This window comes from Shewanella morhuae (genome assembly GCF_003028295.1).
Taxonomy (GTDB): Bacteria; Pseudomonadota; Gammaproteobacteria; order Enterobacterales; family Shewanellaceae; genus Shewanella; species Shewanella morhuae.
Genome location: NZ_PYSG01000003.1, coordinates 199,611 through 213,373, shown reverse-complemented (window position 1 = coordinate 213,373; position 13,763 = coordinate 199,611). Strand labels below are relative to the sequence as shown.

The following is a 13,763-nucleotide window of genomic DNA, read 5'->3' as shown; positions in this document are numbered from 1 at the left end:
GCTTGGTTTGTGATGTATCTCGCAAAGCATTTACGGCTTGTCTTTAGGAATATGCAATAAATTCAGGTTGTAGATTAAAGACAGGATAGTAAGATTGTCGCTTGTCTTATTTATTTTATTATTTCTTATCCAGAGGCAGTTATGTCGCAGCGGCACAATAAGCCGGAAATATTGCATAGCGAAGTTGTCGCAAAAAGTCGATTATTTCAAATTGAGCAAGTGCACCTTCGATTTTCTAATGGTGTCGAGCGTCAATACGAACGTATGAAAGGTGGTAGTCGTGGCGCCGTGATGATAGTACCGATTCATCAAGGACAAATGCTACTGGCGCGCGAATATGCCGCAGGTACCGATCATTATGAGTTAGGTTTCCCTAAAGGGCTTATCGACCCTGGTGAGTTACCTATTGAAGCTGCCAACCGTGAGTTGCAGGAAGAAATTGGTTTTGCGGCCAATAAGCTTACGCTTTTAAAAGAGTTGAGCTTAGCCCCCGGTTATTTTTCCAGTAAGATGCAAATTTTTATTGCAGAAGACTTGTATGAGAGTCGCCTTGAAGGTGATGAGCCTGAGCCAATCGATGTGGTGCCGTGGGCGCTGGCCGATTGGGAAGCTTTACTCGATAATGTCGATTTTTCCGAGTCCCGTAGTGTTAGTGCGTTATTTTTAGCGCAAAAATATTTACAACATAAATAATCTTTTTCCTTTTAAGTATTCGATGAATGCTTGCAAAACATTCGCAAAGGTTGCGATTGGAGTTGTTATGAAGCCAGAAGAGTTGATCGATCAAATTATTGAAATAGCAACTGAAGCGGGGATCACTATCCGTGATATCTATCTCAAAGGTAATTTTGAACGAGAAATTAAATCTGACAATACCCCCGTCACATCCGCTGACTTAGCGGCGCATAAGATCATTTGTGAACGATTAACCGCTCTCACGCCTGATATTCCGGTGTTATCTGAGGAGGCTGCCGATATTCCGCTCAGTGTGCGTGAATCTTGGAAGCGTTATTGGCTAGTTGACCCGCTCGATGGTACGGGAGAGTTTATCGCTGGCAGTGGTGATTTTTCTGTGATCATTGCGCTGGTGGAGCACAACCGTCCGGTTATGGGCGTGGTGTATGTACCGATGACCCAAGTGTGTTATTACGCCATTGCTGGTTTAGGTGCCTACAAACGTACTGATAAACAAGAAGTTCGCATCAGTAGTCGTCAAATTGCCAATCGAGACCAAGTCTCGCTGCGGTTGGCTGTGAGTCGCCGTCAAGATCCGCAATCAGTATTAACCTTACTCAATCATCCTAAGCACTGTGAGTTAGTGGTCATGGGCGGCGCAGCATTGAAAAGCTGCTTAGTGGCTGAAGGTCGAGCCGATTGTTATGTGCGTGTTGGCCCAACTGGTGAGTGGGATACGGGAGCGGCGCAAATTATCGTCGAGGAAGCGGGCGGGCAGCTAATGGATACTGAGCTGCAACCGTTAACATATAATGAGCGTGAATCCTTAGAGAACCCTAATTTTATCGTTGTAGGCGCCCCTAACTTAGAATGGGATAAGATTTTAATTGGTGAATAATCTACCAATGCAATGTATACGTCCGGTATTAAAGTCAGAGCTGCTGGCGGTGTACCAACTTGAGCAGGCCATTTTTGGTGAGCATAGCTATCCTGACTTCTTCTTCCGTCAGGGCTTTGATTGCTGGCCAGAGCAATTTTTAGTCGCTGTAGATGATCGTCATCAGCTACGAGGTTATTTGCTCTGTGCTCAGAGTGGCGATCCTCAATGTATGTGGATTTTATCCGTTGCCGTGAGTGAGAATACCCGAGGGCAAGGATTGGGTAAGCGCTTAATCGAGCGATGTTTAGCTGAGTTACCTCTATCGATACAACAAGTTTATTTAACCGTTGACCCTAATAATCCCGCTTATTTTTTGTATCAAAAGCTGGGTTTTCGTGACATAAATTTTGAAGCCGATTACTTTGGTATTGGCATGGATAGAATGGTGATGCAGTATCGTCGCTCCTGAGTGTGAGTACGTTGCCATCTACATATCAACCGATTTTGTCACCATGAAAACTCTTATACTGCATTAACTTAACGGCAATCGACGATTAGAGGGAATACCATGTTGTTAACTAAACGTTTTTTGCCTTATTTTGTCACGCAGTGTCTGGGGGCCTTAAACGATAATTTCTATAAAAATATTTTATTGTTATTGGTGACTTTTAGCCAAGTGCAGGATTTGCCTATAAGTGTCGATTTATTTGTTAATTTAGCGGCAGGGTTATTCATTTTACCGTTTTTTCTATTTTCGGCTCATGCGGGAGTGGTCGCCGATAATATGGATAAAGCCAAACTTATCCGCCAATTAAAATTACTCGAAGTCATCATCATGTTCAGTGCCGCTATCGCAATCTTGAACGGGAATTACATGATGATGTTATTACTGTTGTTTTTAACTGGTAGCCAGTCAGCCTACTTTGGTCCGGTTAAATATTCTTTATTACCCCAAGCATTACAAGAGGACGAGTTAGTTTCAGGCAATGCTTGGGTTGAAATGGGTACATTTCTATCAATTTTAATCGGCACCTTGAGTGCCGGTATACTTATTTTTGAAGACAATGGTACGCAGTGGTCGGCCATGATTGTTGCTTTACTAGCATTGCTGGGGTATTTGGCCAGTCGTGCTATTCCTGCATTGCCCCCGCAAGGCACCATCGAAAAAATTCGTTTTAGACCATTGTCAGGTACTTGGCGCAGTATTCAAAAAGCCCGCCAAACACCATCAATCTGGATGGCGATAATTGCTATTAGCTGGTTTTGGTTTTTAGGTGCGACTTATCTAACGCAGTTCCCCAATTTTACCAAGCTGCATTTGCACTCTGGTGCCGCTGTAGTGTCGTTACTATTAGGACTGTTTTCAATTGGAATTGCAGTGGGCTCTTTTATTTGTGAGCGATTTTCTTACGGCCATGTGGAGTTAGGATTATTGCCATTTGGCGCACTCGGGTTGACCCTTTTTGGTATTGATTTGTTGTGGGCTATTCCGCCAGTACCTATTGATGCCAGTGTTGTTTACGGTATTAACGCTTTTATTACCCAGTCGCAGCATTTTAGAGTCATGTTAGATTTCTTTATGATTGGCGTCAGTGGCGGTTTATTTATTGTCCCTTTGTATGCCTTTATACAATCGCGCTCAGCCAAAGGGGAATGTGCTCAGGCTATTGCGGCAAATAACATTATGAATGCCTTATTTATGGTGGTTTCTGCACTGTTATCTATGTTATTGCTTGGTATTGCTGGGTGGAGCATTCCACAGTTATTCCTGCTACTTGCCGTGATGAACTTAGGAATGATTCTTTACGTTTATTCGCAAGTGCCTGAATTTATCCTGCGCTTTATCAGTTACTTGCTAAGTCATGTTATATATCGCGTGACAGTAACAGGCCGCGAGAAAATCCCTAAGCTAGGGGCGGGTATCATAGTTTGTAACCACGTGAGTGATGTGGATACATTGATTATTATGGGTACCTCAATACGGCCAATCCGCTTTGTGATGGAGCAATCCGTGAGCGAGCGGCCTCTACTTAAATCTGTATTTTGTCACGCGGGTGTGATCCCCATCTGTTCACCTAAACAGAGTGACACAACCTATAACCACGCCTTTGAGGCAATTCATGAGGCGCTATCCAATAACGAGTTGGTGTGTATTTTCCCTGAGGGACGAGTTACATCAGACGGTGCATTGGGTGAGTTTTATGTGGATATCGATAAAATCTTAGCTAGAGATCCGGTGCCAGTGATCCCTATGGCACTAAAAGGGTTGTGGGGTACTTATTTTAGTCATAAAGATGGGCAGGCATTAACGACAATACCCATACGATTTCGCTCAAGGGTATCGGTGACTCTCGCAGAGGTTATTGATGGCCATGTAGCAAATAAGGATTCGCTAAGAGTTAAAATTGCGAGCCTGCTGGGTAAGTGATAACCCGTTAGATTCAATATCAATAAAGACATCACCGCGGATCTTACCCTCGCGGTGATTGCTCTAAAGATGGCTATTATGGAGGATTATTACTGTTGAAGATTATGATTGAGGCTGATAGCTATCTAACCATTCGTGCACGGCTTGATGCGAACCTTTAAAGAGCACCCGTTCGGACTTTTTCTGTAATTGGTACTGATACATAGGATCGTAATATTTATGCAGCAAGAGGTTTATCCAGTTGAAATGCAGGGAAGTATCATTAGTGCTGATCTGTTGATCTAAGGCCTGTTGAATTAAATCTTGCAGCTCTTGATGCTGTTTACCGCCTAAACGCTTACTAATACTGCCTAATCCTTGTAACAAATATTCGCTAAAAGCGGTAAAGCCCGCTTCAGGACCAAAGCGTTCACAAAATCCGCTATGCATTTTATGCACATACTCATTACGCAAGCGCTCTAGCCTAGCATCGTCAGTTTCTTCTAATACGATGACACTCGCGGTTTGCATGGCATTATAAAATGTTTGTGGCAACGCTGAACGACCAATAAGAAAACTTTCATCCTCAAGTAATAAATAGTCTACAGCACTGCTTTGATGTTGCAGTAAGGCGATAGCGAGTTGGTTTTCAAAGTTAATTTGCGTTGGCTGAGGGTCAATGTTCTTACCAAAACTTGAGCCTCTATGGTTAGCGATTCCTTCAAGATCAACCGCTTCTTTACGCAGTAATAAAAAATCGGTTTTACCGCTACCCGTCATCCCGCTCAAACTTAAAAAAGGCTGTTGTGCTGGCGTTGTTTCAATCACCCCCATTAAATATTGACGCATGGCTTTATAGCCGCCTTGAACATAGGGCACCTCCAAGCCAGCTTCTTTGAGCCATTGTTGCGTCAGTTGCGAGCGCAGGCCACCACGAAAACAATAAAGGTAAGCATTGGGATTCGCTTTAAAATAACTTATCCAAGCCTCGACTCTTTGTTGCTTGATTGAGCCATTTACCAGTGAGTGGCCTAATGCAATTGCAGCTTGCTGACCTAACTTTTTAAAGCAAGTGCCGACACTTTCTCTTTCTTCATCAAGCATCAGCGGTAAATTGGTCGAGTTGGGAAAAGCGCCTCGCGCAAATTCGATAGGCGCCCTCGCATCCATGATTGGATGTTGATTGAGAAAAATCTCTCGATATTGATCAGCGGTAATAATAGGACTAGGTATCAACACAACACCACGCTAGCTTGAGTGGTGGGTGTTTCAAGTGTTCCAATGCAAATTGGTGGTATCTGGTGCGCCTCGAGCAACGCGATAAGTTCAGCTTCGGCAGCACTAGAAACGGCAACTAATAAGCCACCACTGGTTTGCGGATCGCATAGGATTGCTTTCTGATATTCGCTCAGTTCGGGTAGGTGCTCACCATAACTATCGTAATTGCGGTGGGTGCCGCCAGGAACACAACCTAAAGCTAAATAATCTAAAGCGCGTGGCAGTAATGGGACAGCATCAAATTTGAGTTTTGCCGTTAGTTTCGCGCCTTGACACATTTCGAGCAAGTGCCCAGACAATCCAAAACCTGTGACGTCGGTCAGCGCATTTACGCCGCTGATTTTGGCAATTTTTGCGCCGATAGTGTTGAGTTGGCACATCGCATTGACTGCAATGAGGCTATCTTCATCTTTGAGTTTTTTTTGTTTTTGCGCGGTAGTGAGAATACCAATACCAATAGGTTTAGTCAGATATAAGCGATCGCCAGCCTTAGCGGTATCATTTTGCTTTAAATCACTTAATGCAATTTGGCCAGTCACCGCGAGACCAAAAATAGGTTCAGGTGCATCGATACTGTGGCCACCGGCTAACATAATCCCCGCTTCCATACAGGCTTGGCGTCCACCATCTACAACTTGTTGAGCTATCTCGGCTGGCAGTTTATTAATCGGCCAACCCAAAATCGCAATCGCCATAATTGGCGTGCCGCCCATGGCATAAATATCACTGATAGCATTAGTCGCTGCAATGCGGCCAAAGGTAAAAGGGTCGTCAACAATCGGCATAAAAAAATCGGTCGTGCTGATGATACCTACGTCGTCGTTGAGTTTGTATACCGCAGCATCGTCGCGACTCTGGTTACCCACAAGTAAATTGGGGTCTGTGAATACAGGAAGTTGCGAGGCAAGAATAGTGCTCAGTACTTTGGGTGAAATTTTGCAACCGCAGCCTGCACCGTGACTGTATTCTGTGAGTTTTATCGTTTCGGGGAGAGTAGCAGTGGAAGATGACATGAACTCAATATCCTGTATAAAGTGATTGAGGCATCATGATAATCCGATACGGCCACCATGCAAGGCGGCCGTTCGAATTTAGCGTAAAATTGTGGCCTAGCTATAACTTGCAGTTAGGCTTTGCCAGTTCTTTTTCTGAGTTAAGAAACGGGTTTTTAACTCAGCAACCTGTTGCAATAATTGTTTATCTACCAGTTGCTTGCGTTTCGCTTCCAATAAGATTTTTTGGGCTTGATAGTATTCAATTAAGTGCTCTTTCATTAATTCGTACTCAAATTGAATTTTTTCGATAATCTCATCGGCATTTGGCAAGTGGACGACATTATTTTTAGTACGTAACAGCTGCATTTGTAATCGTGCACTTTCAATACGCTCTTGCGGGCTAGTACGTAAGTCTTTAGCTAAACCGGCCCATGATAAGGCTTTAATTAGCCATTTAGTGGGGTCGTAATGCCACCATTTAATGCCATTGCGATAGTCATTTTCAAAGATGTGATGAAAATTATGGTAGCCCTCACCGTAGGTCAACATGGCGATAAAACCATTATCACGCGCGGTGTTTTTATTGGTATAAGGCTGACTACCCCATACATGGGCTAAAGAGTTGATAAAAAATGTACAGTGATGCACCACCACTAAACGCAGTAATCCCGCCATTAATAGCATGGACAGTACGTCACCATTGAGCCAGCCGAGCAATGCGGGTAGGCCAATGTTCATTAGTAACACCAGTGCAAGGTAATGCTTGTGTTGCCACATTACGATACGGTCATTTTGTAGATCGCGCACATTTTGATAATCGTGGTAGCGTTGTGATTGATACTCTCGCAGCATCCAACCTATGTGGCTATACCAAAATCCCATTTTGGCTGAGTACGGGTCTTTGTCGTTATCGTCGACATGTTTGTGGTGTACGCGATGATCTGATGCCCAGTGCAATGCACTGTTTTGTAAGGCTAAAGCGCCTCCAAGTGCATATATAAAACGTACTGCTGGATGGGCTTTGTAAGCCTTGTGTGACCACAGTCTGTGGTAACCTGCTGTGATCGATAAACCACTGGCGAAGGCTAAAACAATAAATGCAATCCATTCACTGGCGCCATAGCCGTGAACAATACCGCGCCACGGAACTAAAATCACTGCACTGAGGAAAGTGATAGTAAACAGACAAACATTGAGCCAAATGATTGGGGGTTTTTTCATAATAGGTTTCCAAAATTCGCTTTTGAGCGTACATCTGTAAGCTAATTTAACTTAGCTATATTGTTTGGTCAAGGACGATAGGGCTGTGTTTAATACTTAAAAGCGGTATTATCGCGCCATTACATTCAGTTAGCGGATTTAATAATGGGTATTCGAGCACAGCAAAAAGAGAAAACTCGCCGAGCGTTAGTCGATGCAGCTTTTAGTCAGTTAAGTGCTGAGCGCAGTTTCTCAAGTTTAAGTTTGCGAGAAGTTGCTCGAGAAGCCAATATCGCTCCGACCTCCTTTTATCGCCATTTTAAAGATCTGAATGAACTTGGGCTGACTATGGTGGATGAGGGCGGGCTAACGCTGCGGCAGATGATGCGCAAAGGGCGACAGCGCGCCGAAGTTGGTGGCAGTGTGATCCGCATTTCAGTTGATACTTTTATGGAAGTACTGGATTCTAATCCAAACGTATTTCGCATTTTATTGCATGAACGCTCGGGGATTTCGGCAGCATTTCGTGCGGCAGTTGCCCGCGAAATTGAACATTTTATTTCTGAACTTGCTCATTATGTTGAAGCAAAAGCGGGACGGACTCCATTGCTAGCACGTGCACAGGCTGAGGCTTTAGTAATTTTAGTTTTTAACGCAGGCGCTGCAGCATTAGATATGAAACGAGTCGATCGTAAAATATTGGCCGATCAATTAGTTATGCAGTTGCGCATGGTTGCTAAAGGCGCAGAGGCATTACAACATAAGGTAGAGCACCGCTAGTTTGGGTGGCACACTTATCTGATAAAAACTATTTCATAACAACAAAGGAGCCTTAGGCTCCTTTGTTGTTATATTCGAAAGTTCTCGATATTCGACTGAGTAGATTTAACGCGGTTAACGACGTTCTAGCAATACCCCCGTTTCCATGTGGTCCGTGTAAGGGAACTGATCAAATAAGGCAAAACGGGTTACTTTATGGGTTTGGTTCAGCTGTTGCAGATTGTCTTTTAAAGTTTCAGGATTACAGGAAATATATAAAATACGTTCGTAACCTTGCACTAATGCTAGCGTATCAGGATCGATACCCGCTCGTGGTGGGTCGACAAAAATAGTGTTGCAAACATAACTATCAAGATCGATACCTTCTAAACGTCTGAAGCTGCGTTTCTTCGCCATTGCATCACTAAAATCTTCAGCTGACATACGAATAATCTGCAAGTTTTCAATACCATTAACTTCGATATTGTATTGCGCCGCATCTACAGAAGGCTTAGCAAGCTCGGTGGCTAATACGCGATTAAAATTTTGCGCCAGTGCGATAGAGAAGTTGCCATTACCACAGTAAAGCTCCAGTAAATCCCCTTCACTGTTGTGAGTTGCATCGATAGCCCACTCGAGCATTTTTACAGAAACTTTAGCGTTGGGCTGAGTAAAGCTATTTTCAATTTGTTTATATAAGAGTGTTTTATTATTGACTTGTAATGACTCAACTACAAAATCTTTATCTAAATCAATTTTTTGTTTACGGGCTCGGCCGATAATGTTGACGTTAAATTGACTGCTTAACTTAGCTTTTAGTGCAGTGGCATCAGTGCACCATTGCTCATCAAGCTGTCTGTGGTAAAGCAGTGACACGAGGATCTCGCCACTTAACGTTGACAAAAAATCCACTTGGAACAGCTTATGCCTTAAACTTGGATTTGGTTTTAGCTCGGCAATCAAAGCCGACATCATCTGATTAATGAGCTCGCTCGCTGGCAAGTATTGATCGCACCGCACCTTCTCATTCAATACTTTGTCGAACATGTAATAGTATAAGTCGTCACCGTCATGCCACATGCGAAACTCGGCGCGCATACGGTAGTTGGCCGGCTCTGAGGCAAAAACTTCAACATTCGGTGTTTCAAATTGGGCAAAGGCTTGTTCTAGCTTAATACGCTTGTTTTCTAATTGCGTATCATAGGTCTGAGGGTCCATTGCTGCTAAGTTCATTGTTTGATTCACCGTTGCTGTAAATTGGGGCGCAAATATTATACTAGGTGACACGAATGTCCAGTATCTTGCTTTTGCGCTTTTCGCAAAGCTATGGGAAAATCCGCGAGTTTGAGTGGGCTCTATTGGTTTTCTTGAACTCAATCGGTAAATAAGCTATCGAATGGTTGAGGTTATGGTCGTTTTAATCTGTATTACCTATTCGTTGTTATCTAAAACGGGAGACTCGCTTGTCGCGACCTATATTAGTGTTTGATTCTGGTATTGGCGGCTTATCTGTATTGGCAGAAATCCGTAACATTTTACCCCATAGTGATTATTGTTATCTTTTTGATAATGCGAGATTGCCCTATGGGGAGTTAGAGGAACAGGCATTAATTGCTGGTTGCGTAAAATTAGTCTGTGAACTCGTCGAGCGTACCAATGCTGCGATAGTTGTTGTGGCTTGCAATACTGCAAGCACAGTTGTACTACCGGTATTACGCACACATTTAACGATCCCAGTTGTAGGTGTAGTCCCGGCGATTAAACCTGCCGCACTAATATCAAAAAGTAAACGTATTGGGCTCTTAGCTACGCCTGGTACCGTCAAGCGTCATTATACCCACGAGCTCATTAGCCAATTTGCCGATGATTGCCATGTTGAATTATTTGGTTGTTCTGAATTAGTCATGATGGCGGAACAAAAAGTGGCGACAGGTGTGATCAACACGCAAAGACTAACAGAGTTACTTACCCCTATTGTGGCTGCGAATTTGGATGTTCTGGTGTTGGGCTGTACTCATTTCCCTATAATCAAAGCAGAATTACAGCAAGTGCTGGGAGCGGGTGTAAAGCTATTGGATTCTGGCGCCGCGATTGCAAAACGAGTTGTTACGCTTCTAACACAACAAAATCTAATTGTAGAAGGGAATAGAGTAACTGATGGAAGAGAGGTTGTAGGGCCGTCAGTAATGCAGGCGTTCTATACTAAAGCGGAAATCAGTGAAGGTTTAATAAGAACATTAATTGATTGTGGCTTTTCTACTATCGAACGAATCACCACAACCAACTAAACTTATAACGTCACACAAAATCGATTAACGGTAAGGCTATTCTTCAGTAGTACGATCAGCAGCTTCTGAATCTTGTGTTTTTGCTTCTCTTACTTTTAAGGTTCTTTCTTGGAAGCTATAGTCGTTCAGTTTAACCATAGCTTTCTGAGCACCAGATTCTGACATCTCGACAAAACCAAACCCTTTACGGCGACCAGTCTTACGATCTCTGACCAAACGCACAGAGTTCACCGGACCAAACTCACCAAATAATACTTTTACTTCACCTTCATGTACACGATAAGGCAGGTTACCTACATATAGTGTCATAGTAGGACCAACATATTGTTCTTCTGTAACATGAGATGATGAAGTCTCTGGAACAAGTTTGAAAATAAGGCTAGTCACAATAACACCTGCAACAAAGGCAATATAAGCCGGCAGGGTCGGTGCGAACTGAAATAGCACAAATGCGCCAACAATGGCGACTATCAAAACAATAAGAAATGACTTTTGCATAAGAATGCTCTCTGATGAATGGAAAATTGATAAATAACTGTTAACAGCAAGTCATATGGTAATGAATTATTTACTTTTACACTAGAGCATTGCTGAAATATTGAGCGTGAATTATCAATTATTAGCTAAAAAAGCACATCTATTCATTATGAAAGGGGTATTTAAGCTAAAAAACAGGCATAACGTTTAAAATATCAACGTACAATTCAATGAACTACAAAAAGCGCTTGCGCACTTTCTCAATCTCCCTATAATGCGCATCCACTGACACGGTGATGAGCGTAACGCAAGTTAAGCAAATCAAACTAAGTCAGTTCATCGGTTAGCAAGCTAACGATGGGTGTTGAGAAAGTTGAAAAAACTACTTGACGCACTAACGGGAATGCGTAGAATACGCAGCCCTGACCCGCTGAGAAATCAGTGTGTGGTCAACGCTCTTTAACAATTTATCAAGCAAATCTGTGTGGACACTCACAGGTGTTGAGTTAATCGAAACTGCTTAGCCTTCGGGTTGGCAGTCAAAAATTTAAATCAATGTAACAATGAGTGTTCATAGCAATATGTACAGTTTGTTTCTGCTTCCTTTATAGGGATGTGGAAACAAAAAATCAGAATTCATTGAGCCGCTGATTGGCTTCTTATTTATAAGAAGTTGAGAAGCAAAAAACTTTAATTGAAGAGTTTGATCATGGCTCAGATTGAACGCTGGCGGCAGGCCTAACACATGCAAGTCGAGCGGCAGCGCAAGGGAGTTTACTCCTGAGGCGGCGAGCGGCGGACGGGTGAGTAATACCTAGGGATCTGCCCAGTCGAGGGGGATAACAGTTGGAAACGACTGCTAATACCGCATACGCCCTACGGGGGAAAGAAGGGGACCTTCGGGCCTTTCGCGATTGGATGAACCTAGGTGGGATTAGCTAGTTGGTGAGGTAATGGCTCACCAAGGCGACGATCCCTAGCTGTTCTGAGAGGATGATCAGCCACACTGGGACTGAGACACGGCCCAGACTCCTACGGGAGGCAGCAGTGGGGAATATTGGACAATGGGGGCAACCCTGATCCAGCCATGCCGCGTGTGTGAAGAAGGCCTTCGGGTTGTAAAGCACTTTCAGTAGGGAGGAAAGGTAGCGTGTTAATAGCCCGTTACTGTGACGTTACCTACAGAAGAAGGACCGGCTAACTCCGTGCCAGCAGCCGCGGTAATACGGAGGGTCCGAGCGTTAATCGGAATTACTGGGCGTAAAGCGTGCGCAGGCGGTTTGTTAAGCAAGATGTGAAAGCCCCGGGCTCAACCTGGGAATTGCATTTTGAACTGGCGAACTAGAGTCTTGTAGAGGGGGGTAGAATTCCAGGTGTAGCGGTGAAATGCGTAGAGATCTGGAGGAATACCGGTGGCGAAGGCGGCCCCCTGGACAAAGACTGACGCTCAGGCACGAAAGCGTGGGGAGCAAACAGGATTAGATACCCTGGTAGTCCACGCCGTAAACGATGTCTACTCGGAGTTTGGTGTCTTGAACACTGGGCTCTCAAGCTAACGCATTAAGTAGACCGCCTGGGGAGTACGGCCGCAAGGTTAAAACTCAAATGAATTGACGGGGGCCCGCACAAGCGGTGGAGCATGTGGTTTAATTCGATGCAACGCGAAGAACCTTACCTACTCTTGACATCCACAGAAGAGACCAGAGATGGACTTGTGCCTTCGGGAACTGTGAGACAGGTGCTGCATGGCTGTCGTCAGCTCGTGTTGTGAAATGTTGGGTTAAGTCCCGCAACGAGCGCAACCCCTATCCTTATTTGCCAGCACGTAATGGTGGGAACTCTAGGGAGACTGCCGGTGATAAACCGGAGGAAGGTGGGGACGACGTCAAGTCATCATGGCCCTTACGAGTAGGGCTACACACGTGCTACAATGGCGAGTACAGAGGGTTGCAAAGCCGCGAGGTGGAGCTAATCTCACAAAGCTCGTCGTAGTCCGGATTGGAGTCTGCAACTCGACTCCATGAAGTCGGAATCGCTAGTAATCGTGAATCAGAATGTCACGGTGAATACGTTCCCGGGCCTTGTACACACCGCCCGTCACACCATGGGAGTGGGCTGCAAAAGAAGTGGGTAGCTTAACCTTCGGGGGGGCGCTCACCACTTTGTGGTTCATGACTGGGGTGAAGTCGTAACAAGGTAGCCCTAGGGGAACCTGGGGCTGGATCACCTCCTTACCTATGCGACTAACTTAATGTTTGGTCGAAAAATGCTCCTGCATTTTCGACATTCGGTACATCCGCGTACCTTTTGAGTGTTCACACAGATTTGCTTGATAGAAGAAAGAGTAAAAGATGAACCTAGTTAAATAGGTTTATCAAAGATGGGTCTGTAGCTCAGCTGGTTAGAGCGCACCCCTGATAAGGGTGAGGTCGGTGGTTCAAGTCCACTCTGACCCACCAAATCTTTGTTCTCCTTTGTTAAATTAACACTCGTTTAGTGAACTAAACGTCGCGTTAATTTGCCGTGGGAACTTGATTTGGCAAACCAATCCTTTTAGAGGTTTGGAACATCTTACTTACTCGCACTGCATGTAAATGGGGCTATAGCTCAGCTGGGAGAGCGCCTGCCTTGCACGCAGGAGGTCTGCGGTTCGATCCCGCATAGCTCCACCATTTACTGCTTGTTTTGACTGGTTTATACCGAAAACGAGTGATATGCATTATGGATAGAGATGCCAAAGATAAAATGAAAAATTATCTTTGGCTTTTTTAAGCCCGCTCTTTAACAATTTGGAAAGCTGATAG

Annotated in this window: 11 protein-coding genes, 2 tRNA genes and 1 rRNA gene; 9 read left to right on the top strand and 5 right to left on the bottom strand. The window is 44.2% G+C overall.

Annotated features, from left to right (window positions below):
• The first annotated feature begins 141 nt into the window (after window positions 1–141).
• The 4 genes from nudE to C9I43_RS15595 all read left to right on the top strand — a co-directional run bounded on the left by nudE (window position 142) and on the right by C9I43_RS15595 (window position 3,983).
• Window positions 142–693 carry an ADP compounds hydrolase NudE gene (gene nudE / locus C9I43_RS15610; protein WP_107884361.1) on the top strand — a complete coding sequence of 184 codons (552 nt, stop codon included), beginning with the start codon at window positions 142–144 and terminating at the stop codon, window positions 691–693.
• Between the two features lie 67 nt (window positions 694–760).
• Window positions 761–1,573, top strand: a complete 813-nt coding sequence (gene cysQ, locus C9I43_RS15605) for a 3'(2'),5'-bisphosphate nucleotidase CysQ (protein WP_076501330.1) — start codon at window positions 761–763, stop codon at window positions 1,571–1,573.
• 7 nt (window positions 1,574–1,580) lie between these two features.
• Complete coding sequence (locus C9I43_RS15600) at window positions 1,581–2,024, top strand: GNAT family N-acetyltransferase (RefSeq protein ID WP_076501454.1); 444 nt, start codon at window positions 1,581–1,583, stop codon at window positions 2,022–2,024.
• Window positions 2,025–2,123: 99 nt separating this feature from the next.
• A complete protein-coding gene (locus tag C9I43_RS15595) occupies window positions 2,124–3,983 on the top strand; it encodes an MFS transporter (protein ID WP_107884359.1) in 1,860 nt (619 codons plus the stop codon).
• Between the two features lie 102 nt (window positions 3,984–4,085).
• Here C9I43_RS15595 and mnmH read toward each other — a convergent pair whose 3' ends face one another.
• From mnmH to C9I43_RS15580, 3 genes are all read right to left on the bottom strand, one after another.
• Window positions 4,086–5,195 carry a tRNA 2-selenouridine(34) synthase MnmH gene (gene mnmH, locus C9I43_RS15590; protein WP_076501451.1) on the bottom strand — a complete coding sequence of 370 codons (1,110 nt, stop codon included), beginning with the start codon at window positions 5,193–5,195 and terminating at the stop codon, window positions 4,086–4,088.
• A complete protein-coding gene (gene selD, locus C9I43_RS15585; protein ID WP_107884357.1) occupies window positions 5,195–6,253 on the bottom strand; it encodes a selenide, water dikinase SelD in 1,059 nt (352 codons plus the stop codon). Before selD ends, mnmH begins: the two co-directional genes overlap by 1 nt.
• 96 nt (window positions 6,254–6,349) lie before the next feature.
• Window positions 6,350–7,456 (bottom strand): acyl-CoA desaturase, encoded by a 1,107-nt coding sequence (locus C9I43_RS15580; protein ID WP_107884355.1) that lies wholly within the window; start codon window positions 7,454–7,456, stop codon window positions 6,350–6,352.
• 144 nt (window positions 7,457–7,600) lie between these two features.
• Between C9I43_RS15580 and fabR the strand changes: the two genes are divergently transcribed.
• Entirely contained in the window at window positions 7,601–8,215 is a 615-nt protein-coding gene (fabR, locus tag C9I43_RS15575) for an HTH-type transcriptional repressor FabR (protein WP_076501320.1), read from the top strand.
• A gap of 114 nt (window positions 8,216–8,329) precedes the next feature.
• On the opposite strand, the gene trmA is transcribed toward fabR, so the two are convergent.
• A complete protein-coding gene (gene trmA / locus C9I43_RS15570; RefSeq protein WP_107884353.1) occupies window positions 8,330–9,427 on the bottom strand; it encodes a tRNA (uridine(54)-C5)-methyltransferase TrmA in 1,098 nt (365 codons plus the stop codon).
• Between the two features lie 230 nt (window positions 9,428–9,657).
• On the opposite strand from trmA, the gene murI reads away from it, so the two are divergent.
• Window positions 9,658–10,482 carry a glutamate racemase gene (gene murI / locus C9I43_RS15565; protein ID WP_076501318.1) on the top strand — a complete coding sequence of 275 codons (825 nt, stop codon included), beginning with the start codon at window positions 9,658–9,660 and terminating at the stop codon, window positions 10,480–10,482.
• Between the two features lie 36 nt (window positions 10,483–10,518).
• Here the strand turns inward: murI and C9I43_RS15560 are convergent, their stop codons facing one another.
• On the bottom strand, window positions 10,519–10,980 hold the full coding sequence (locus C9I43_RS15560) for an RNA-binding protein (protein WP_076501317.1): 462 nt from the start codon (window positions 10,978–10,980) through the stop codon (window positions 10,519–10,521).
• Between the two features lie 670 nt (window positions 10,981–11,650).
• Here C9I43_RS15560 and C9I43_RS15555 point away from each other — a divergent pair.
• The 3 genes from C9I43_RS15555 (at window position 11,651) to C9I43_RS15545 (ending at window position 13,631) form a co-directional block, all read left to right on the top strand.
• Window positions 11,651–13,193: ribosomal RNA gene (locus C9I43_RS15555) — 16S ribosomal RNA — on the top strand.
• A gap of 148 nt (window positions 13,194–13,341) precedes the next feature.
• Window positions 13,342–13,418, top strand: a tRNA-Ile gene (locus C9I43_RS15550).
• A 137-nt stretch (window positions 13,419–13,555) separates the two neighbouring features.
• Window positions 13,556–13,631, top strand: a tRNA-Ala gene (locus C9I43_RS15545).
• Window positions 13,632–13,763 lie beyond the last annotated feature (132 nt).